Origin of the sequence: Tardiphaga sp. 37S4 (genome assembly GCF_021044645.1) — a bacterium.
Classification (GTDB): domain Bacteria; phylum Pseudomonadota; class Alphaproteobacteria; order Rhizobiales; family Xanthobacteraceae; genus Tardiphaga; species Tardiphaga robiniae.
On sequence record NZ_CP088008.1, the window covers coordinates 372,409 to 394,859 of the forward strand.

The 22,451-nt window shown below is 60.6% G+C and carries 19 protein-coding genes; 14 read left to right on the plus strand and 5 right to left on the minus strand.

Going from position 1 to position 22,451, the window contains the following annotated elements; all coding sequences use genetic code 11:
- The first annotated feature begins 29 nt into the window (after positions 1-29).
- The 5 genes from LPB73_RS01765 to LPB73_RS01785 all read left to right on the plus strand — a co-directional run bounded on the left by LPB73_RS01765 (position 30) and on the right by LPB73_RS01785 (position 4,646).
- On the plus strand, positions 30-887 hold the full coding sequence (locus tag LPB73_RS01765; protein WP_092149600.1) for a branched-chain amino acid ABC transporter permease: 858 nt from the start codon (positions 30-32) through the stop codon (positions 885-887).
- A gap of 4 nt (positions 888-891) precedes the next feature.
- On the plus strand, positions 892-2,112 hold the full coding sequence (locus LPB73_RS01770; protein WP_120287020.1) for a substrate-binding protein: 1,221 nt from the start codon (positions 892-894) through the stop codon (positions 2,110-2,112).
- A 71-nt stretch (positions 2,113-2,183) separates the two neighbouring features.
- Entirely contained in the window at positions 2,184-3,215 is a 1,032-nt protein-coding gene (locus LPB73_RS01775) for a branched-chain amino acid ABC transporter permease (protein WP_231079402.1), read from the plus strand.
- 2 nt (positions 3,216-3,217) lie between these two features.
- The gene (locus tag LPB73_RS01780; protein ID WP_184511883.1) at positions 3,218-3,952 is read left to right on the plus strand and encodes an ABC transporter ATP-binding protein; all 735 of its coding nucleotides are present in this window, start codon (positions 3,218-3,220) and stop codon (positions 3,950-3,952) included.
- On the plus strand, positions 3,903-4,646 hold the full coding sequence (locus tag LPB73_RS01785) for an ABC transporter ATP-binding protein (RefSeq protein ID WP_414716848.1): 744 nt from the start codon (positions 3,903-3,905) through the stop codon (positions 4,644-4,646). Before LPB73_RS01780 ends, LPB73_RS01785 begins: the two co-directional genes overlap by 50 nt.
- A 174-nt stretch (positions 4,647-4,820) precedes the next feature.
- On the opposite strand, the gene LPB73_RS01790 is transcribed toward LPB73_RS01785, so the two are convergent.
- From LPB73_RS01790 to LPB73_RS01810, 5 genes are all read right to left on the minus strand, one after another.
- A complete protein-coding gene (locus LPB73_RS01790) occupies positions 4,821-5,363 on the minus strand; it encodes a GNAT family N-acetyltransferase (RefSeq protein WP_184511882.1) in 543 nt (180 codons plus the stop codon).
- A gap of 25 nt (positions 5,364-5,388) precedes the next feature.
- Positions 5,389-5,613 carry a hypothetical protein gene (locus tag LPB73_RS01795; RefSeq protein ID WP_141137133.1) on the minus strand — a complete coding sequence of 75 codons (225 nt, stop codon included), beginning with the start codon at positions 5,611-5,613 and terminating at the stop codon, positions 5,389-5,391.
- Positions 5,614-5,692: 79 nt separating this feature from the next.
- Positions 5,693-6,892 (minus strand): acetate/propionate family kinase, encoded by a 1,200-nt coding sequence (locus LPB73_RS01800; protein ID WP_231079403.1) that lies wholly within the window; start codon positions 6,890-6,892, stop codon positions 5,693-5,695.
- 9 nt (positions 6,893-6,901) lie between these two features.
- Positions 6,902-9,304, minus strand: a complete 2,403-nt coding sequence (locus tag LPB73_RS01805) for a phosphoketolase family protein (protein ID WP_231079404.1) — start codon at positions 9,302-9,304, stop codon at positions 6,902-6,904.
- A 76-nt stretch (positions 9,305-9,380) separates the two neighbouring features.
- On the minus strand, positions 9,381-9,779 hold the full coding sequence (locus LPB73_RS01810) for a translational machinery protein (protein WP_231079405.1): 399 nt from the start codon (positions 9,777-9,779) through the stop codon (positions 9,381-9,383).
- A 429-nt stretch (positions 9,780-10,208) separates the two neighbouring features.
- On the opposite strand from LPB73_RS01810, the gene LPB73_RS01815 reads away from it, so the two are divergent.
- The 9 genes from LPB73_RS01815 (at position 10,209) to LPB73_RS01855 (ending at position 22,447) form a co-directional block, all read left to right on the plus strand.
- Positions 10,209-11,345 carry an ABC transporter permease gene (locus LPB73_RS01815; protein ID WP_231079406.1) on the plus strand — a complete coding sequence of 379 codons (1,137 nt, stop codon included), beginning with the start codon at positions 10,209-10,211 and terminating at the stop codon, positions 11,343-11,345.
- A gap of 2 nt (positions 11,346-11,347) precedes the next feature.
- Positions 11,348-12,127: an ABC transporter ATP-binding protein gene (locus tag LPB73_RS01820; protein WP_231079407.1), complete on the plus strand. Its 780-nt coding sequence runs from the start codon at positions 11,348-11,350 to the stop codon at positions 12,125-12,127.
- Position 12,128: 1 nt separating this feature from the next.
- Positions 12,129-13,235, plus strand: coding sequence for an ABC-type transport auxiliary lipoprotein family protein (locus tag LPB73_RS01825; protein WP_231079408.1), 1,107 nt, complete (start codon positions 12,129-12,131; stop codon positions 13,233-13,235).
- Positions 13,236-13,640: 405 nt separating this feature from the next.
- The gene (locus LPB73_RS01830; protein ID WP_231079409.1) at positions 13,641-15,116 is read left to right on the plus strand and encodes a PLP-dependent aminotransferase family protein; all 1,476 of its coding nucleotides are present in this window, start codon (positions 13,641-13,643) and stop codon (positions 15,114-15,116) included.
- A 346-nt stretch (positions 15,117-15,462) separates the two neighbouring features.
- On the plus strand, positions 15,463-17,070 hold the full coding sequence (locus tag LPB73_RS01835) for an ABC transporter substrate-binding protein (protein ID WP_414716895.1): 1,608 nt from the start codon (positions 15,463-15,465) through the stop codon (positions 17,068-17,070).
- 74 nt (positions 17,071-17,144) lie between these two features.
- Positions 17,145-19,145 carry a hydantoinase/oxoprolinase family protein gene (locus LPB73_RS01840; RefSeq protein WP_231079410.1) on the plus strand — a complete coding sequence of 667 codons (2,001 nt, stop codon included), beginning with the start codon at positions 17,145-17,147 and terminating at the stop codon, positions 19,143-19,145.
- Complete coding sequence (locus tag LPB73_RS01845) at positions 19,142-20,713, plus strand: hydantoinase B/oxoprolinase family protein (RefSeq protein ID WP_231079411.1); 1,572 nt, start codon at positions 19,142-19,144, stop codon at positions 20,711-20,713. The genes LPB73_RS01840 and LPB73_RS01845 overlap by 4 nt, the downstream gene beginning before the upstream one ends.
- Positions 20,714-20,744: 31 nt before the next feature.
- Positions 20,745-22,058, plus strand: coding sequence for an aminotransferase class III-fold pyridoxal phosphate-dependent enzyme (locus LPB73_RS01850; RefSeq protein WP_231079412.1), 1,314 nt, complete (start codon positions 20,745-20,747; stop codon positions 22,056-22,058).
- A 23-nt stretch (positions 22,059-22,081) separates the two neighbouring features.
- Positions 22,082-22,447, plus strand: a complete 366-nt coding sequence (locus LPB73_RS01855; protein WP_231079413.1) for a nuclear transport factor 2 family protein — start codon at positions 22,082-22,084, stop codon at positions 22,445-22,447.
- The last annotated feature ends 4 nt before the right edge of the window (positions 22,448-22,451 follow it).

Consider the following 22,451-nt stretch of genomic DNA (forward strand, 5'->3'; position numbering starts at 1 on the left):
CATGCAGAAGCGAGGATCGGTGATCACGCATGGATAATCTGATCATGGCGGTCTTCGAGATCGCCAGTTTCGGGGCGATCGTCGTGCTGGTCGTGCTGGGGCTGGGGATCATCGCCAGCATGATGGGTATCTTCAATTTCGCGCAGGGCGAGTTCGTTCTGCTCGGGGCCTATGTCACCTATATCGTCCATTCCGCCGGCGCGCCGGTGTGGCTGGGCATGATCGCTGCACCCTTCGTGGTTGGTGCTTTAGGCTTCGTGCTGGAGCGGCTGATTGTCCGGCGCTTCTATGCCGCGCCGATCGTCGCCATGCTCGGTACCTATGCGCTCGGACTGATCATTCGCGAGATCGTGCGCGGCCTGATCGGCGGACTGTATCTCTCGGTGCCGGAGCCGGTCGGCGGCTCGGTGGCCATCGGCGGCATGCATTTCTCAACCTGGCGTCTGGTGATCATCGTGATCACCGCGCTGGTGATGGCAGGGAGCTATCTGCTTCTGGCGCGCACTGCGTTCGGCCTGCGCATCCGCGCTTCGCTGGAGAACCCGGCGCTGGCGCGGGCCTCCGGCATTTCGACCAACGCAATCTATGGTGCGACTTTCGCGTTCGGCGCGGCATTGGCGGGACTGGCCGGTGCGCTGATCGTCCCGGTGTTCACGCTGTTCGCCGATCTCGGCATTCGCTTTCTGATTCAGGGCTTCGTCGCCGTCATGGTCGGCGGCATCGGCTCCTTTGCCGGACCGGTGGCCGGCGCCGGCCTGATCGGCACGCTGAGTGCGGCGCTGCCCTGGGTGATCTCGCCCGTTATCGCCGATGTCGCCGTATTCGTGCTCGCCATCATCTTCATCAAATTCCGGCCGCAGGGCCTCGTTGCAGGAAAAGGGGTTTAGTCCAATGTCTCAAGACGCCAACACTCTCAGCCGTCGCCGCTTTCTCGGCAATGCGGCGCTGTTCGGTACGGCCATCGCTACCGGTGTCGGCAGCTGGGTCATCCCCGCAGGCTGGGCCAACGCGGCTGCCGGACCGATCAAGGTCGGCGTCGGCACCGATCTCACCGGGCCGATGGGCTATGCCGGCAATGCTGACGCCAATGTGGCCAGGATGGTGATCAAGGATATCAACGATGCCGGCGGTCTGCTTGGCCGGCCGCTGGAACTGTATATCGAGGACACTGCGTCCAATGAATCCGTCGCGGTTGGCAATGTGCGTAAGCTGATCCAGCGCGAGAAGGTCGATCTGGTCATCGGCGGCATTACCTCGTCGATGCGCAACGCCATCAAGGACGTCATCGTCTCCCGCGGCAAGACGCTCTATATCTATCCGCAGCTCTATGAGGGCAAGGAATGCACGCCCTATCTGTTCTGCACCGGGCCGACGCCGGCGCAGCAATGTGATGAATTCATCCCCTGGCTGATCAAGAATGGCGGCAAGAAGTTTGCGCTGCCCAGTGCCAATTATGTCTGGCCGCATACGCTGAACGTCTATGCCCGCAAGGTGATCGAGGCCAACGGCGGCGAGGTCGTGTTCGAGGAGTATTACCCTCTCGACCAGATCGATTTTTCGTCGACCGTGAACCGCATCATTTCGAACAAGGTCGATGTCGTCTTCAACACCGTCATTCCGCCAGGTGTCGGGCCGTTCTTCAAGCAGCTCTCCGAAGCAGGCTTCCTCAAGAATGGCGGGCGGCTCGCTTGCGTCTACTATGACGAGAACACGCTGAGCATCAATCAGCCGGCCGAGATCGAGGGCCTCGCAAGCTGCCTCGATTACTTCAAGGCGCTGACGCCGGAAGATCCGTTCAGTGCCAAGCTCCAGGCGGCCTATGAGAAACAGTTTCCCGGCAATTTCCTATTCGCTGCTGGCAGCGCCGCGACCGGCACCTATCGCGGCCTGAAACTGTGGGAGGCGGCCGTCAAGGAAGCCGGCAGTGTCGATCGTGATGCGGTTGCCAAGGCGCTCGACCATGCCAAGATCGCCGAAGGCCCGGGCGGTCCGGCCGAGATGGTCCCCGGTCAGCGGCACTGCAAGATGAAGATGTACACGGCGGTGGCCAAGGGCGGAAAGTATGAAGTCGTCGCGCGCAGCGCCGGTCTCGTCGATCCCAAGGAATGCTGAGTCGATAATCCGAATCTCGCGGGAGTGACCGATATCACTCCCGCTTTTCTTTCTCTCATGCTGGCGACCTGATGACCGAGACGACGCCACTCTCTGCCGTATCCCTGACGCGAGGCATCAGCGCATCGCGCCAATGGCGCGTGCTGCCGATGATCGAAATTACGGTGCTGGTCATTGGCCTGCTGCTGCCGCTGGTGCTGCAGGATTATCTCACCGTCTATGCCACGCGCGTGCTGATCCTCTGTCTGTTCGCGCTGTCATTCGACCTGGTCTGGGGCTATGCCGGCATCATGAGTTTCGGCCAGGCCGTGTTTTTCGGCTCGGCCGGGTATGGCGTGGCGCTGCTGGCGCGCGATCTTGGCATTACGTCCATCCTGCTGGTGCTGCCCGCCGGCCTTCTGATCGGCTTTGCCTTTGCGCTGCTGCTCGGCGGCTTTCTGCTGCTTGGTCGCCATCCGGCCAGCGTGATTTTCGTGGCGCTGGGCACGTTGACGGGCTCCTATGCCTGCGATCGGCTGGCGCGGGGGTGGTATTATCTCGGCGGCCAGAACGGCATTCCCTCGATCCCGCCAATGACAATCGGCAGTTATGAGCTCACGGAGGGACCTGCCTATTACTACATGGCCATCGGCTTCCTGATCGTGGTCTATCTGCTCTGTCGTTTCCTGATGCGCTCGCAATTCGGCCTCGCGCTGGCCGGCCTGCGCGAGAACGAACAGCGCATCGCCTTCTTCGGCTACAAGGTGCAGCACCTCAAGGCGATCATTTTCTCGCTGAGCGGGGCTATCGCCGGGCTCGCCGGCAGTCTCTATGCGTTTCACGAAGGCTTCGTCTGGCCCAACATGCTGGGCGTCGTGATTTCCACCCAGGTGGTACTCTATGTGTTGTTCGGCGGTTCCGGCACGCTGATCGGTGCTGTGATCGGCACGGTCGTCATTGAGGCTGTCAGCTTCTGGCTGTCGAACAGCTATCAGGACATCTGGCCGATCATTCTTGGCGTATTGCTGCTGCTGGTCATCCTGTTCCGGCCCGCAGGACTGGTCAGTCTGTTGTTGTCAGAGCGCGAGCGCGTCGGCAGTTTCGGCCGTCCGGGGAAGCGATAGTCATGGCGCTTCTGGAAGCAAAAGGCCTCATCAAGATATTCGGCAAGCTCACCGCGCTGAACGGTGCGGATCTCACCATCGCCCACAATGAATTCCACGGATTGATAGGTCCCAATGGTTCCGGCAAGAGCACGCTGATGAAATGTATCGCCGGCGCCGAGACACCGACGCAAGGCACCGTCACTTTCGGCGGCCACGATATCACGCAGGCCTCGCCAGCTGAGCGCGCCCGTGCCGGCATGAGCCTGAAATTCCAGATCACCAGCGTGCTGCCGGCGCTGACGCTGTATGACAACATCCTGTTGGCGCTGCAGGCGCAGACATCGCTGCTCAATCTGGCGCTGTCGCGCACCCGCGGCGTGCTGCATGACAAAGTCATGGCGATGCTCGAACAGTTTCGCCTCATCGATCGCGCCCACGAGCCGGCCTCCGCGCTGTCGCACGGGCAGCAGCAATGGCTTGAGATCGCCATGGCGCTGGCGCCCGAGCCGAAGCTCCTGCTGCTCGATGAGCCGACCGGCGGCATGAGCCTAGAAGAACGGCGCGTCACCGGCGAATTGTTGCAGCCGATCAAGGCGCGCTGTTCGCTCGTCATCGTCGAGCACGATCTCGATTTCATCCGCGACATCTGCGATCGCCTGACCGTGCTGGATCAGGGCCAGATCCTGCAGACTGGCTCGGTGCAGCATGTGCAGTCGTGTCCCAAAGTCCAGGAGGTCTATCTCCGCCGTGCCTGACGATAAATTCCTCGATATCCAGTCGCTGGATGCCGGTTACGGCCGCAGCCAGGTGCTGTTCGGCGTTACGGTCAGCGTGCCGTGGCGCGGCGGCGTCGCCATTCTCGGCCGCAACGGCGCCGGAAAAACCACGCTGATGAAGGCTATTGTCGGCGAGTTGCCGGTGCTCGGCGGTGCGGTGAGCCTCGATGGCCGCGATGTCGGCAAACTGCCGACCGAGCAGCGCATCCGCCGCGGCGTCGGCTATGTCCCGCAGGAACATTCGGTGTTTGCGAAACTCTCGGTGCGGGACAATCTCGCCGTCGGCGCGCTGACCAATCGCGACAGCGGGGCGGTTAACCGCGTGCTAGAGATCTTCCCGAAGCTCGGCCAGCGGCTCGATCAGTTTGCCGGCACATTGTCTGGCGGTGAGCGCAAGATGCTGGCGATCGGGCGCGCCATGCTGTCCGATCCCAAAATCTTGCTGCTGGATGAGCCCACTGAGGGCGTCTGGATCGGTGTCATCGAGGAAATTACCGAGCGCCTGATCCTGCTGGCGAAGGACATTGCCGTCGTCATCGTCGAACAGCATCTCGATCTCGCGCTTCGCGTCGCGAGCCGCGCTTACGTGCTGGATCGCGGCCGGGTTGCGCTGACAGGTTCGGCCGGCGAGATTCGTGACGATCCGAGATTGTTGCAGTATTTGGCGCCTTAGAGCCAAGCGAGATCGTTGGCACGTACCTCTTTGCAGCCTTCGCTTCAGGGTGAATAATGTCCGCGTTTGGCCCAACGCGGACATCGTCATAAAACGCTTCTGATCCGGAAGTCCGGCCTTACTGAGTGTTCGAGGTCGCCCTTCGGAGTGCCGGATTGCAGGTGGTGCATTTATTCAGAGGTTTAAAGTGACATCATAAATTCCGTGATCTTCCGTGTCGGCGATGATTTCGAAACCCAGCTCTCTACACATTTGAAGCATGATCGTGTTTTCGCGCATGATTTGGCCAACGATCTGTTTAAGCCCTTCGGAGCGGGAATACTCAATAATCAACTGCATCAAAGCCCAACCGAGCCCTCTGCCTTTGAGGTCCGATTGAAGGAGGATGGCATACTCACCGGAAACGCCGTCATCTTTACGATGCATCCTGACGACGCCAAGTGGCTCCTGGCTCGCCTCATCGAACGCGATGAACGCCATGGCTTTAGCGTAATCAATCTGCGTCAGGCTTACGAGAAATGGATGGGTGAATTCTTTGATGGCACCAAAGAAGCGAAGCCTGAGATCGCCTTTATTAACGTGGGAGAGAAGCGTCAGAACCGAAGGTTCATCCGCCGCCGTGATCGGCCGCGTAAAAATTCTCCAGTCAGAATTGAGAACGAGATGTCGCTCCCATTCGACCGGATAAGGACGAGTTGATCCACCGACCGCGTTCATGTGTGGCTCGTGGCCTGATCCGGCACTAAAAGCCACCCTGCAGCTTGGCAGAGAGCACCTTCAGAATACCTTCGTAAGTGGTGATCATCTTCTTGTGTCGATCGACTGTCTCGGCCGTTATGTCCTGCCAGTCGCCACCGGTGGCGCGCTTGCCGATCTGCAGTTCGCCAGCTTCCATAGGCGACATGTGCTCGTGGCATTCGTCCAGAGCTTCCCTGATGCCATGTGCGTATGTTTCGAGATTTATCATGGGGGCCTCGTTGGTTATATGGTGCAGACGGGTAGCCCGTCGAATGTCTCTCGATAGTTTGAAGCAGACGGTAGATCTCCTAGGCTGGATCAGAGATGCTATCAGCTAGGTTCCTTACGCAATAACGCGCGATGACCAACTCCTCGTTCGTCGGAATGATCCGGATTTCAACACTGCTATCCCAAGTGCTGATGCACGCGGATCCTGCATCGTTTGCGTCTGCATCGACGGCTAAGCCCAGCCAGCTCATCCGCTCGCAAACGCGCCGTCGAATTTCCTGTGCGTGCTCTCCAATCCCGCCGGTGAAGATCAGGCACTCCATGCCACCAAGGCTATTGACCATCATCGCTGTTTCTCTGGCGATGGACGTCACGAACAGATCGATGGCGTCGGAGGCATGCGGGTCTTTACTGGCGAGCAGTGCTCGCATGTCGCCTGATAGTCCCGACACACCAAGCAGCCCGGATTCTCGATAGAGCAGATTTTCGAGGTCAGTTGCCGACATTCCGCGCTCTTGCTGCAGATAGAGGAGCACGCCGGGATCAATGGCGCCGCAGCGGGTAGCCATCACCAGGCCGTCGAGCGGCGTGAAACCCATCGTGGTGTCGATACTGGCACCGCCACGCATGGCGCATAGGCTGGCGCCGCTGCCCAGATGTGCAATAATGCACCGTTTTTCGGCGGGAGATGGTGAGAGTTCCTGGAGTCGTCCGGCGATGAACTCGAACGACAGTCCATGAAATCCATAGCGGCGGATGCCGGTGTCGTGGAGCTGGCGTGGAATGGCAAAGCGGGTGGCGGAGGCGGGAAGTGAGTGGTGGAACGCCGTGTCGAAGCAGGCAACCTGGGGCAGTTCCGGCCGTTCGGTCATGATCGCACGTATCGGCGATAGACAGCGTGGCTGATGCAGTGGCGCCATCGGTGTCAGCTTTTCAAGCTCATTGACTATCGATCCCGTCAATCGGACCGGCGTTGCGAAGGCCAATCCGCCATGCACCACGCGATGACCAACTGCAATCAGATCGTCACTGGCAAGATAGCCATCGACCCAGTTCAACGCATCGAGCAGCAGCTCTTCTCCGTGGCCGTCTGCGACCTTGCGATGCCGATCATAGAGAATGGCTCCATCGGTCTCCTTGATCGTCAGGCGCGGTTCGACCTCGTGTTCGTCCAGACTCCCTCGGCAGAGCAATCTCGGCCCCCCATCCGATGCGATGTCGAATAGCGCAAGCTTGATGCTTGAAGAGCCGGAGTTCACGACAAGGACGGCATCTGGCATTGTTTGTCCTCAGTCGGCGGTGTGCTTGGTGAAGCGGTCTGGCCAGCTCCAATCGCGAATCTGCGGCATGTCCTCGCCATGGGCGCGCACATAAGTTGTGTGCTCAAGCAGCTTGTCGCGAAACTGCTGCTTGATCGCCGCTGCTGTGATGCCGAGGCGAGGAACGCGTTCGATGACGTCGATGGCGAGATGGAAGCGGTCGAGCCGGTTCAGCACCACCATGTCGAACGGCGTGGTCGTCGTCCCTTCCTCCTCGAAGCCGTGCACGTGCATGCCGGCATGGTTGGCGCGGCTATAAGTCAGGCGGTGGATCAGGTTGGGATAACCGTGAAAGGCGAAGATCACCGGCTTGTCCCGGGTGAACATGCCATCAAAGTCGCGGTCATCCAGTCCGTGCGGGTGCTGCGTCTTGGGTTGCAGCGTCATCAAATCGACGATGTTGACGACGCGGACCTTCAAGTCGGGTACGGCTTGCCGCAATAGGTCCACCGCAGCCATGGTTTCCAGGGTAGGCACGTCGCCACAGCAGGCCATCACGACATCCGGTTCGCTGCCTGTGTCTTCGGTGCCAGCCCAAGACCAGATACCGATCCCGGCGTCGCAATGGGTCGCAGCTTTCTCGATACCGAGCCATTGCGGCGACGGCTGCTTGCCGGCAACGATGACGTTGATGCGGTCATAGGTCCGAAGCACGTGATCGGTGATCCAGAGCAGGGTATTGGCGTCCGGAGGGAAGTAAATCCTGACGATATCCGCCTTCTTGTTGGCGACCAGATCGACAAAGCCCGGATCCTGATGGCTGAAGCCGTTGTGGTCCTGGCGCCAGACATGGGATGTCAGAAGATAATTGAGAGAGGCAACGGGGCGTCGCCAGGGTAGCGCCCGGGACACTTTCAGCCATTTAGCGTGCTGATTGAACATTGAATCGACGATGTGGATGAAGGCCTCATAGCAGGAGATCAGCCCGTGGCGGCCGGTCAGCAGATAGCCTTCCAGCCAGCCTTGACACAGATGTTCGCTGAGCACTTCCATCACCCGGCCGTCCTGGGCGAGGTGGACATCATACGGCTCGATGCCCTCCATCCAGACGCGCTCGGTCACGTCGAATACCGCGTCGAGCCGGTTCGATGCTGTCTCATCTGGACCCATTATGCGGAAGTTGCGCGCATCGGCGTTTAGCTTGATGACGTCGCGCAGGAATTGGCCCATCACGCGCGTTGCTTCGCCTTCGGTCCCGCCGGGATGGGGAACATCGAGGGCGTAGTCGCGGTAGTCAGGCAGCTTCAGCTCGCGCTTCAGCAAACCGCCGTTGGCATGAGGATTCGCTCCCATGCGCCGGCGACCCTGCGGCGCCAGAGCCTGCAACTCAGGTAGCAGCCGGCCGGCTTTGTCGAACAGATCGTCGATCCGGTAGCTGCGCATCCATTCTTCGAGCAGACTGAGATGTTCGGGATTGCCGCGCGGGTTGACAATCGGTACCTGGTGAGCGCGCCAGAAACCTTCGACCTTCAAGCCGTCGACTTCCTTGGGGCCGGTCCAGCCCTTTGGACTGCGCATGACGATCATGGGCCATTTCGGCCGATCCACCGTTGCGCGACCGTCACGAGCGGAAGCCTGGATCGCACGAATCCTGTCGATCGCGCGCTCAAGCGTGTGTGCCATCAGCGGGTGCATCATGGCGGGATCGCTGCCCTCGACGAACATCGGCTCATGACCGTAGCCATGAAACAGATGGCGTATTTCGTCGTCGCTCATCCGCCCCATCACAGTGGGATTGGCAATTTTATAACCGTTGAGATGAAGAATGGGCAGTACCGCGCCGTCATGCTTCGGGCTCAAGAACTTGTTGGAGTGCCATGACGCGGCGAGGGGGCCTGTCTCCGCTTCTCCGTCTCCGACGACACAGGTGACGATCAGGTCGGGATTGTCGAAGGCCGCGCCGTAGGCGTGCACCAGCGCATAGCCGAGTTCACCGCCTTCATGGATGGAACCGGGAGTTTCCGGAGCCGCATGACTGGGAACGCCGCCGGGAAACGAGAATTGTCGAAACAGTTTCTGCAGTCCGTCTTCATCCTGGGTAATGTCCGGATAGACCTCGCTATAGGTGCCTTCCAGATATGTATTTGCGACCATCCCCGGGCCGCCATGGCCGGGGCCGCAGATATAGATCATGTCGAGGTCGTGGGCGCGAATAACGCGATTCAGGTGCGCGTAGATGAAGTTTAGCCCAGGCGTGGTTCCCCAATGGCCGAGCAGGCGGGGCTTGATGTGGTCCTTGCGCAACGGCTCGCGCAGTAGCGCGTTGTCCAGTAGATATATCTGACCCACCGACAGGTAATTTGCGGCGCGCCAGTAGCGATCAATTAGCTGAGCCTCGTCGGTGCTGAGGAAAGCTTCTCCATAACGTGGCATATGCTGCACCTTGATCCAGTCGCCGCACCGCGGCAAATATCTGCCGCCAATATTCGCAATCGCTTGGTCGCAAATTTCAGCGGCTTGCGGGTGCGTCGCCGCGCAATGTACCGATCTTGAAGTGCTTCTTGGCGTAAGCGACGATTTGGCCATCGGTGGGATGGTCAACGGCCTCGACGCCGACAATGCGGCTGCCGATATGCGTATGCTCCCGCAGATAGGTCGCCAGTTCGGTTTTCGCCTGCGCCGGACCAATGATCAGAATCTCACCGGCATCACTCACCGCGTCCGCCACGTCTTTCATCAGTCCCTTGTCTTCGTGGATATGACCGCTTCCGATTTCGTTGGCCTTGTGATGAATGTGGCGTGTCTCGAATGTCGGATGGAGATCGAGTTGATCTGTTCCGGCGAGGCCGACATGGAATATCTTCGCTTCGCGATGGTCGATCCAAACGACGGCATGAAAATGATGCATCTTGTTTCCTTGTTTGCGATTTGCTCTCGCTAACTCGCGCTTGCAGCCGTGTTATCCTCTGCAGTAGCGAGGTACATGCTTGCTGTTGCGGAATATCGTCGCAGAACAGTACGACAAACGGTGAGCGGCCGTTTGACATACGTCAAACAGCTGTCACGTCAGAAACGATCTAATTGAAAAAGACCAGAATGCGCTTGATGATCTAGTTCACTTCATCCAAACCGCCAGAGCGGCGGAAGTTCCGAAGATAAGTTACAGGCCGACGATAAACGGAGTTTCGTGATCAGGCAGAAGGAACTTCGTTGTATGATTTGAGGGCGATCCGTGTCACCCAACATGTGGCCTCCACTTCAACCCGCGTGTCGTCCTGCTGACGACGCTCGATGGCGCCTCCACTGGCCTATTTTGGCATAAGCGCAGGAGATCGTCGTGATGAGTGCACCTTTGCTGATAGCCAGCGCCAGTGGCGATGCGCTCGAATTACGCCCAACAGGAAGTTGGACCGTCGTCAATGCGGCAACTCTGGAGCAACTATCTGCCAGCATAGCGCCGCAGCTCGCGCGGGCACGGTCGGTAACCGTGAACATGTCCGGCGTCCGGGAGCTCGACACGTTGGGCGCTTGGCTGATCGAGCGATTATCGCGACATTTGGCCAGCGGTGGCCAACGCGCGCACATTGTGGGAGCTGCAGAAGATTATATCGATCTGATCGAGGAATTAAGACAGGTCAATCGACGACGCAATCCGGATCCCACAGAGCGTAACTCCATCGCCGACAGATTGGAAATGCTGGGTCGGGCGGCGCTGGCGGCAGTTCTGGATCTGTCGGCTTTCCTTCAAATGCTCGGCGCGATTTGTCTGGCCGCTGTCGGTGTGTTTCGCCGTCCGAGATCATTTCGGCTGACATCATTGGTTTACCAGATCTATCGGGTCGGCTGGCAGGCGCTTCCGATCGTGGTCCTGATTACATTTCTGATCGGCGCCATTATCGCGCAGCAAGGCATCTTCCACTTCCGCAAGTTTGGCGCGGAGGCTTATGTGGTCGATATGGTAGGGATCCTGGTGTTGCGTGAACTGGGGGTTCTCATTGTTGCAATCATGGTCGCCGGAAGATCCGGAAGCGCCTACACCGCTGAACTAGGCTCCATGAAGATGCGCGAGGAGATTGATGCTCTATCGACGATGGGCCTTGATCCAGTCGATGTTCTGATCCTGCCTCGCGTCGTCGCGTTGATCGTCGCATTGCCGATCCTGGCCTTCGTAGGGGCGGTCGCGGCGCTTTACGGGGGAGGCCTCGTCGCATGGTTTTATGGGGGTATGTCGCCGGTGACATTCATAGCCCGGCTACATGAGGCGATCTCGGTGACGCATTTCGAAGTGGGTATCATCAAGGCGCCATTCATGGCGCTGGTGATCGGGATCGTCGCGTGCAGCGAGGGGCTTCGCGTGAAAGGTAGCGCTGAATCCCTAGGCAAACAAACAACGACATCTGTCGTGAAATCGATCTTTCTCGTCATCGTTCTCGACGGGCTATTCGCCGTGTTTTTCGCGTCGATAGGAATGTAACGATGCAGGAGAAAGATACGCATGTTGCCATCCATGTTGAGGACCTAGTTGTCGGTTTCGGCCGCCATATCGTCATCGATCATCTGTCACTCGATGTTCGGCGCGGCGAAATCCTGGGGCTGGTCGGTGCCTCCGGTGGCGGGAAATCAGTGCTGATGCGGACCGTGATTGGTTTGATTGAGCGGAATAGCGGGAAGATCGAGGTGATGGGGAACGATATCGGTCTGACGCCCGGGCGCCGGGCAAGGAATGTCGCTGCAAAATGGGGAGTGCTGTTTCAGCAGGGAGCACTGTTCTCGTCACTCACGGCATTGCAGAACGTTGAGTTTCCGCTTCGTGAGAATGCAACGCTCTCAGACGAACTCATGGCCGAGATTGCGAATGCCAAGCTTGAAATGGTGGGTCTCGCACCTGAGGACGGTGCCAAGTTTCCATCAGAGCTTTCCGGCGGCATGACAAAGCGAGTCGCGCTTGCACGCGCATTGGCGCTGGATCCAGCCATCGTCTTTCTCGATGAACCGACTTCCGGCCTTGATCCTATCGCAGCTGGCGATTTCGATACGCTGATCAAGACGTTGCAGAAGACGCTGGGACTCACGGTCTTCATGGTCACGCACGATCTCGCCAGTCTGAATACCGTTTGTGATCGCGTGGCCGCCCTGGCTGATGGAAAAATCGTCACGATCGGACCGATGAGCGAGCTGCTTCGATCCGAGCATCCATGGGTTAAGGCTTATTTCCATGGCAAGCGCTCCCTCATGCTCCAACCAAAGGCGATTTGATATGGAAACGCGCGCTCCTTTCGTCATCGTCGGCGCATTCGTTCTCGCAGCTATCGCTGCAGTGTTCGGCTTTATATTCTGGCTGCATAGCACCGGAAATTCAGGTCCGCGGACTGCCTATCAGATTCAGTTCGACGGCTCTGTGCCGGGTCTGCTGGTGGGCGCCGCGGTGCTCTTTAACGGCATTCGCGTGGGCGAGGTGACGCGTCTCGATTTGGCGGAGGATAGCCCCAGTCGCGTCAATGCAAGCATCTCCGTCGTGAACACCACTCCCGTTCGCAGTGACACAAAGGTGGGATTGGACTTCCAGGGACTGACGGGGGTGCCGGTAATCGCATTGGAGGGAGGTAAATTGTTGACGAATTCCGCTCCCGTGACGATGCTGGTAGCCGAACCCGGCGCTGGCCGCAGTATGACACAAGCGGCACGCGATGCCCTTGGGCGGGTCGACGGCGTTCTGGCGGACAATGCCGCGCCGCTCAAAAGCACGATCGCCAATCTTCAAGTGTTCTCAGAAGGACTCGCTCGCAACACTGGAAAGCTCGACGGAATTGTCAGCGGTCTGGAGCGAATGACGGGCGGCGGCGCTTCTCCGGTATCTAAGGTGACCTATAATCTTCGCGCTGCTGTTGATTTCCCGGCACCAACCAAAATACTTAAGGGGCAGCTCGCGATACCCGAGCCAACAGCTGTCGTCCTTTTGCAGACGCAACGATTCTTGTTTTCGCAACCCAAGGACACGGCGGCCTTCCCCGATGCGCAGTGGGCAGACAGCATCCCCAAGCTCATCCAGGCGAAGATCTTGGAGAGTTTCGAAAACTACGACGTAACGCATGCACCCACGCGGCCGCTGGACGGCGTTCAGCCCGATTATCAGCTTTTGATCGATGTCAGACGATTTGACGTTGGGCCCGATGAAACGCCCGCGGCAGAAATCGAGTTGTCTACAAAGATTCTGGATAAGGATGGAAAGGTCATGGCTTCACGGATATTTCACCAGAGCCAGAGGATTGAACAGCTGGATGTACCAGGAACCGTTCGGGCTTTCGACTCTGCTTTTTCAAACCTTGCCAAAGAGCTCGTCTCTTGGACTACCCAGAGTTTCTGACTTCGCAATCAGCAATGCTTGGCTTGTCCGCTTTTGGCGCAAAGCGGACCTTCATTCGTAAATCCGAGCCCTTGTGGAGGGGGAGCCGTTGGTGCAGGCCGTGATTGCAGATCGCTGATACGCCCGATGCCTCCAGGCTCCGGATCTCTTCGAAGAGCTTGAGGTAGAGGTCCGGATCTCGCGTATTGCGTGAGCCTGTATTGCGATCGAGATTTTAACGTGCTGGAAGCGTCTTGGCTCCGATCTCAACCCGTGTGCAGGGCGCCTGGCGAGCTCGGCCATCGGGGGTGTACGGGCGATGTGGACGTCCAGCCTTCCGTGCTGCTACTTGTTCGGTCGCATTCATCTTGATCGTTTGTCCGGGCCCCGTTTCGCATGCAGAATTCCACTGGCCAGAGGAGGCGGATGTCGCTGGCGGGCATCCGTCTTGACCGGGCTTCGTCAGTGGCATTGCCCCAGCAAATCGCGGCGCAGATGCGCGACGGGATTCTGCACGGGACGCTGCCGGCGGGCACCCAGTTTCTCGGCTCGCGGGAGATTGCGCGCGAGCTCGGTTGCTCGCGCATGGTGGTGCTGAGTGCCTGGGACATCCTCTATGCCGAAGGCTATCTGGAATCGATGCCGCGCGGCGGTGTTTCAGTCGCCGCAGTCAGCCGCAGTGCGGTATCGCCGGCGGGCGTGTCTGTGGATACCTCTCGCATCGCCGGTCCCATCTCTCAACGCTGGCAGTCGCTGATTGGCTTCACCTACGAGACCAATTGGGCGTCCGATTTCAGCCCCGGTGCGCCCGATATCTCGACCTTTCCGTTCGGCGACTGGGCTCGGTTGCTGCGCCAGACGTCGCTGCAACCCGACAAGGAGGAATGCCTCGATTTGTCCCCCGCCGGGCTTCCCGAGCTTCGGCGCGAGATCGCGGATTTCCTCGGCGCGGTGCGTGGTCTCGTCTGCACGCCCGAGCAGATCGTCGTTACCTCGGGCACTTCCAGCGCGCTCGACCTGTGCAGCCGCATGATCCTCGATCATGGCGACGAAGTCTGGGTGGAGGAACCGGGCTTCGTGGAGGCGCAGTGGTCGCTGACGGCGGCAGGCGGTAAATTGGTGCCGATACCGGTGGACGAAAAGGGGCTGTGCGTCACCGAGGGCATTCGCCGCGCGCCGAATGCGAAGCTGATCGTGGTGACGCCATCGCATCAATATCCGCTCGGCGTCAGCATGGGGCTCGAGCGGAGGCTGGAATTGCTTGACTGGGCCAATCGCAACGATGTCTGGATTGTCGAGGACGACTACAATTCCGAGTTCCGGCATCAGGACAGTATGATCGCGTCGCTGAAGTCGCTCGACCGCGAGCAGCGCGTGATCTATCTCGGCACCTTCTCCAAGATCATGATGCCGAGCTTGCGCCTGGGCTACATCGTCGCGCCGGAGCGCTTCGTCGAGATCTTCACGAAGGGCCGCGCGCGCATCGACGTGCACAGTTCCGGCATCGGCCAGCGCGCCCTCGCCGAATTCATGCGCGAGGGTCATCTGCTACGCCATCTCCGCCGCATGCGAAAAGTCTATGCGGAGCGGCAGCAAGCCCTGATGGATGCGATCCGTCAGTATTTGCCTGATGATCTCACCGTCGCTCCCTGTGCAACCGGTCTTCATCTCGTCGCTCTGTTCACCGAGCGCCTGAAGGCGCGGATGAGCGATGTGGAGGCGGCACGGCTGTTGAAGCAAGGGGGTCTCCACGTGCAGCCGCTATCGCAGAATCATCTAGAGACGCCGATCTATGCCGGCCTCGTATTGGGTTATGGTCGCCTCAAGCCCACCGATGCGACGCGTCTGATCGCGAAAATGGCGCAGATTCTCGGTGTGGAACCATCTGCAGCGAAAAAATAAGCCGATCCGCCATATGCGGTTCCCAGCAATGGCGGGCGCGCCTGCGAATTGCGCAATCTTCGGCGGGTAGCTCCCTTGCCGCCGCACAGGCGCGATCTCGTCGAACCATCGATAGCGCGATAACTGCCGCACATCCTGCATCTGAATGGATCGGCGCGCCGATGAGATCGTTGCTGCATTCGCGTGCAGCATTTGCACTGTAACCAAGCACCTTGGCCCATCGCTCGCGCGTTACGCTGCGTCCGGCAATCTGGCCTAGTCGTTTCCAGTGAGTCTGGCTCTATCCGGATGCGCGCGACGCGCCAAGATTTGCAGAACGAGGTTCGACAGGGGACGGTGGCAGATGATGGCTGATCGCGGGCGTTTGTTGAGATTGACGGGCAGCGTGCTGCTGATGGCGCTCACGCCAGCGGCGGCACAGGCGCAGACGCGGGCCGAGACGCTGCGTCAGGTGACTGGCAACAATATCCCGACGCTGGACCCGACCACCCCGGGTGCGACACGTGAGGCCTTTGGCGTCTCGACCAGCATCTATGACCGCCTTGTGGCCTTCGACCGCAAGCGCGACGAGAACGGCGTCTGGGTATTCGACCGCAGCAAGATCCGCGGCGAATTGGCCGAGAGCTATGAGGTCAGCCCGGACGGACTGAAGATCACCTTCAAGCTGCGCGATACCAAGTGGCACGATGGCACGCCCGTCACCGCAGAAGACGTGAAATGGTCGCTCGATCGTGCCGTCACGGCCAAATCCATTGCCGCAGGGCAAATGGGCACGGGATCGCTGACCAAGGCCGAGCAGTTCGCAATTGTCGATGATCGCACGATCACTGTAACACTACCCAAGGCGGATCGTCTGGCGCTTGCCAATCTCGCGACCCCCTTGGCACCGATCTTCAACAGCAAGCTCGCGAAGCAGCATGCGACCGCCGAAGATCCCTGGGCTCAGGAATGGCTGAAGACCAACACCGCCGGCTCAGGCGCGTATACGGTCGAGATGTTCAAGCCGGGCGAACAATTGGTCCTGAAGCGCAACGACAACTGGAAGAGCGGCCGTGACGGCAAGCTGCCTTACTTCAAGCGCGTCATCGAACAGACCATCGGCGATCCCGCCACGCGTGCCAATCTGATCGAGAAGGGCGATGCCGACATCGCCATCGATCTGCAGGCCAGCGACGTACCGTCGCTGCAACAGCGCGGCAAGGTCAAGGTGGAATCGACGCCGCAGACCAACGGCTTCACCATGATCGCCTTCAACACGCAGATGGCGCCGTTCGACAATCTCAAGGTCCGTCAGGCCATCGCCATGGCGCTGCCCTATAACGACATGTTCAGCGCAGCAATCTTCAAACGTGGCTTTCCGCTGTTCGGTGCATCGTGGACGTCGCCGCCGAATGCCGACTTCCCGCAGCCGATGCCGGCGAAGACCGATATGGCCAAGGCCAAGCAGCTTCTGGCTGAAGCCGGTTTCGAGAAGGGCTTCAAGACCACTTTCAGCATCAATGTCGGCTCCGCCGCTGTCACCGAGCCGATGGCGGCGCTGCTGAAGGAGGCGCTGGCGAAGCTCAACATTGAGGTCGACGTGCAGAAGCTGCCGGACTCGCAGATGTCGACGCAGATCACCGAGAAGAAGCTGCCGTTCTTCACCGAAGGTTCCACCGCCTGGCTGCCGACCACCGATTACTTCTTCCGCAATTTCTTCACCGGTAACCAGCGCTGGAATTACAGCTCCTGGAATGACGAGCTGGTGGTGAAACTGGCCAATCAGGCTCGGTTCGAGCAGGATCAGGCGAAGTATGACGAGATGGGCAAGCAGATGATCGCGGAATACGTCAAGGAAGTGCCGCTGGTTCTGCTGTGGCAGGCCAATCAGGACGCCGTGATGATCCCGCAACTCGATGGCTACACCTACTGGTTCCACCGCCAGGTCGATTTCCGCGACCTCGCCCGCAAGTAAGCGAAGATGAACGACCCGGCGATGTAGCCCTTGTGCTGCATCGCCGGCCCTGAACGAAAGCGGGACCAACGCGCGTGACGAATATCTGGGAAATCGGAACCGACATCGGTGGCACCTTCACCGATATCATCGCCATTCGGCGCGACACGTCAGAGACGCGGATCGCCAAAGTGCCGTCGCGCCCACATGCGCCGGTGCAGGCGATGCTGGAAGCGATCGAGGCGGTCGGCCTGCGCAAGAGCGATGTGAAGCGTTTCATTCATGGCACCACCCGGATCACCAATGCGATCGTCGAGGAGCGTCTGCCCAGGATCGCCCTGATCGCGACCAAGGGGTTCGAGGACGTTCTGGAGATCGCCAGATATCGCCGCCGCGATCTCTATCGTCTGGACATCGCGCCAAAGGCCAAGGCGCTGGTGCCGCGTGAATTGTGCTTCGCGCTCGATGAGCGTCTCGACCATGAAGGTCAGGTTTTGAAGCCGCTGGCCGAAGCCGAGATCGAACGCCTGATCGCCTGGCTGAAGGAGACCGGCGTGGAAAGCGTCGCCGTCTCGCTGCTGCATGCCTATGCCAATCCCGTCCATGAACAGATGCTGGCGGAACGGCTGAAGACCATCGTGCCGCATGTCTCGCTGTCGCATGAGATCAATCCCGAAGCGCGCGAATATGAGCGCACGTCGTCGACGGCGTTCAATGCGGCGGCGATGCCAATTGCGGTGGAATATCTGAGCGAGCTTGAAGAGCGTCTGCCCATCGGTCCGGGCCTGCAGGTCTTTCATTCCGCCGGCGCGATGATCCCGATTTCTGCCGTCAAACGCCGCCCGCTGGTGATGGCGATGTCTGGCCCGGCCGCCGGCGTCGCGGCCTCGGTCAGCATCGCGCGCCAGCTCAAAAAATCCCGCGTGCTCACTTTCGATATGGGCGGCACGACGACCGACGTCTGCCTCATCGTCGATGGTCAGGCGGAGATGGCCGACGGCAAGATGCTTGGCGATCGCCCGCTGCGTCAGCCGATGCTCGCGGTGCATTCCATCGGCGCCGGCGGTGGCTCCATCGTGCGCGCGGGCGCAGGCGGTCTGACCGTCGGGCCGGAAAGTGCCGGCTCCGAGCCGGGCCCAGCCTGCTATGGCCGTGGCGGCACCAGGCCGACCATCACCGATGCCAATGCGCTGCTCGGTTATCTCAACCCCGAAACCAAGCTCGGCGACCGCATCGGCATAGCTGTCGATGCCGCAGCCCGCGTGATCGAGCCGATCGCGCAGGGCCTTGGACTCAGCCTTACCGAGACCGCGCTCGGCATCATCCGCGTCGCGAATGCCACCATGGCCCGCGCGCTGCGCCGCGTGACGGTCGAACGCGGCATCGATGGTCGCGACTGTACGCTGTTGGCGTTTGGCGGTGGTGGCCCGATGCATGCGGCGGGCCTCGCCGAACTCTACGGGATCACAGAGATCGTGGTGCCCGCTGCGTCCAGCGCCTTCTCCGCGCTGGGATGTCTGACTGCGGATTTCAGCTTCCTGCAGCAGCAGACGTTGCGCGTGGCGCTGGACGGCATCGATCTGGCCAAGGTCACGCAGCGTATCGAAGCGCTGGTCGAGCAGACCCTCGTGCCTTTGCTCGCGAATGCGATCCCGCACGACTCCATCCAGATCGAACTGGTCGCGCTGATGCGCTATGCCGCACAGGCCGATGCGATCCCCGTGCCTTTCACGATGCCGCTCGATGCTGAAAAATTGCGGCAGGACTTTCTCGTCAAGCATCGCGAGTTGTTCGGCTACGCGACCAACGAAAGCTGCGTGATCGAATCCGTCCGTGCGCAGGCGCGGCAACCCTCGACCACCGAAGTCAGCCGTCCAAAGACGGCGCTGCGCACCATGGCGACTCCCAGGCGCCGCTGTTCGTTCGATGGCGCACTGGATGTGATGACCGATGTGATCGATCGCAGCGCGATGACCTCCGTCGTGTTTGGTCCGGCGATCATCGAAGACGCGTGGTCCACCGTGGTGCTGCCGCCACAATGGCAGGCGACGCCGGACAGCAACGGCAATCTCTATCTCGCGAAGGTGGCATCATGAAGCTCGACCCGTTTGCTGTCGAAGTGATTCGCCATGGCCTGTCGGCCGCAGCAGAAGAGATGAGCCTAGTGATGACACGCTCGGCACGCTCACCGCTGCTGCGTGAGGCCGGCGATCTGTCCTCGGCGATTACCGATGCGCAAGGCGAACTGGTCGGGCAGGGTCGCGACATCCCGGTTCATCTCGGCGCCATGGCCTATACGATCCGCGAATTGCTGAAAGTCGTGCCGGCTGCGACGCTGAGCGAAGGCGATGTGCTGATCTACAATCTCGGCGCGCTCGGCGGCAACCACCTCAACGACGTCAAGGTCGTCCGTCCGGTGCTCTTCGAGGGTGACATCGTTGCCTTCGCCGTCAGCCTCGCGCATTGGCCCGATATCGGTGGCACATGGCCGGGGAGCTATCTCGCCAAGGCCATCGACACCTTTCAGGAAGCGCTGCGGATTCCGCCGATCAAGGTCGCCACGGCAGCAGGCGTCAGCGATGCCATAGTTCAGTTCCTCAAGGTCAATGTCCGCGATCCCGAATCCTGCGAGGGCGATTTACTCGGCCAGATCGCCTGCACACTGGCTGGCGAGAAACGCATCGTCGAATTGTGCAAGCAGCACGGCAAGGCAATGTTCGTGGCGGCGCTGTCGCGGCTGCACGATCTCTCCGAAGCCGAGATGCGCGAAGCCATTCTCGGGCTACCTGACGGCGTCTATGAAGGCGAGGATTTTCTCGATGACGGCGGCCCGGGCGACGAGCCGGCGCGTATCCATGTCAAGATCACCATCAAGGGCGACGAAGCGACGTTCGATCTGTCCGGCAGCTGCGACCGGGTCTCGAATTTCTGCAATACGACGTCCTTCATTGCGAAATCCGCGGTGGCCTATAGCGCGCGCATCATGAGCGGGCGCGATATGCAGCAGAATGGCGGCGCGTTGCGTCCGCTCACCATCATCACCCGGCCGGGCTCGATCTTCGAACCCGGTCTCACCGCGCCGGTGGCGGCCGGTAATCACGAGACGTCGCTGCGTATCGTCGATGCGATCTTCCTGGCTATGCAGGACGTGATTCCGGAGCGGCTGTCGTCGGGCGGCGCCACCACGTCCGGTATGCTCTCTTTCGCCGAGCCGCGGCAGGATGGCTCCTGGAAGATGCTGTACGAGGTCCATGCCGGCGGCGAGGGCGCGCGGCACAACCGCGCCGGCTGCGCCGCGACCCGCGTGCATCTGACCAACACCTCCAACACGCCGGCCGAGGCCATCGAGGCCAACTACAATATTCGCGTCGAGCAGCAGGCGATCCGCTGGGGCTCCGGCGGGGCAGGCGCGTATCCGGGCGGCGACGGTGTCGTGCGCAGCTACCGCATCCTTGCGCCGAGCATGCATCTGACCAGTTGCGTCGAGCGCAAGCTTATTCCCCCGTTTGGCCTGAAGGGCGGCGCACCCGGCAAGACCGCACGCCTTACGCTCACGCGGGGCGGCGAGGTAATCGACGTCGAGGGCAAGTCGAACCTCGTGCTGCGACGGGACGATGTCATCACCATCGAGATGTGCGGCGGCGGCGGTTATGGCCGCGCGTGATGCACCTCCGCAAGTGCAAGAAGGATAATCGATGAGCAGACTTTTGCGGACGGGCCTCAATGCCGGCGACAGCGCCCCTCTGACCGTGGTCGGTGGCGAAGGCGTCTATTTCCATCTGCAAGATGGGCGTCGCCTGATCGACGGCAGCAACACCGGTGGCGGGCTCGGTCATCGCCACCCGAAAATGGTGGAAGCCATTCGTGCAGCCGCGGATACGCCGGTCGTCAACGAAGGCTGGACCTGGATCGGCCGCGAGAAAGCCGCCGATGATCTGATCGGCACCGCCTTTGCGGGCGAAGAGGATTGGGTCGGCGGGGTACGCTTCTGCATCAGCGGCAGCGAGGCCAACGACATGGCGTTATCGCTGTGTCAGGCGCTGTCGCAGAAGACGGCATTGGCGACGCGCGAGCGCGCCTATCACGGCCTCGTCGGTCTCTCGCGCAGCATGACCGTGCAGCCGCACTGGCATGGCGGCCTCGCCGTGCAGGCCGGCGGTTCGCGTCTGCCGGCTCCGATGGCGCCGGTGAAGGTCCTGCCTGCACCTGACGGGGCGATCTATGGCGCGCCGCTCAGCAACCAGCCAGTCAAGGACGTGCTCGCCGATGCCGGCGCCGTTCTGGCGGATACGGCGGCGACCATCATCGACTACACGCAAGGCGGCAATTACTACGACGGCGACTATCAGGACGAAGTCGCTGATCACGCCGCCAAGGCGAATTCGATCTGGATCGCCGACGAAGTCGTCACCGGCGCCGGCCGCTCCGGCCGCTGGTTCGCTTTCCAGGGCGCGCAGAGCCGTCCCGATATCGTGACCATGGGCAAGTCGCTCGGCGGCGGCGCTGCGGCGGTCGCGGCCGTGATCGTGTCCAAGAAGATCGTTGAGCAGCTCAAGGGATCGAGCTGGCAGAACTACGGCACGCTGCGTGGCCATCCGATCAGCATGGCCGCCATCAGTGCCTATCTCAATGTGGTGACGGAAGAGGACATTCTGGCACGCGTGCGCGCCATGGAAGTGTTCTTCACCAAACGCCTGCTCGAAATTGCCCGTCGCCATCCAAGCGTCAGCCGCGTCGCAGGCCAGGGCCTGCACTGGACCGTCGAACTGCACGGGCCCGACTGGCGCTCATGGGCTGCCGACACCATGGAGAATCCGATCGCCTCGCGTGTCGCTGCGCGGGCGATGGAAGCCGGCGCCGTGATCGGCACCAGCGGCGAGCAGACCTCGCTGTTCCTGGCGCCGCCGCTGATCATCAGCGAGCAGGATGCCGAGCGGCTGCTCGCTGCGCTCGACCATGGACTCAAACTTGCCGATGAGGAACACGAGCGTTCCGGCGGCCTCAACTGACACACGACAACAGAGACGTGAAGATGCAGGACGAACAGGACATCCGCGCCGTCATCGCCGGCTATTTCGAAGCGCTGTATCACGGCGATGTCGCCGGCTTCCGTCGGGTGTTGCACCCGCAGGTGCGGCTATCCTCGGCAACCGATGGCACGCTCGTCAATCTCGATCTCGAAACCTATATGGGCATGGTCGCGTCGCGACCGTCGTCGGCGTCGCGGGGCGACCCGCGCGAGGACGAGATCGTGAGCGTGTCCGTGGCATCGCCGACTACGGCCCATGCCCGCGTCAAGGACATGTATCTGCCGAAGCGCTTCGTCAACGAACTCTCCTTCATCAAGATCGATGGCCGCTGGCAGATCATCGCCAAGGTCTGGCACTTCTTCGCCTGATTAA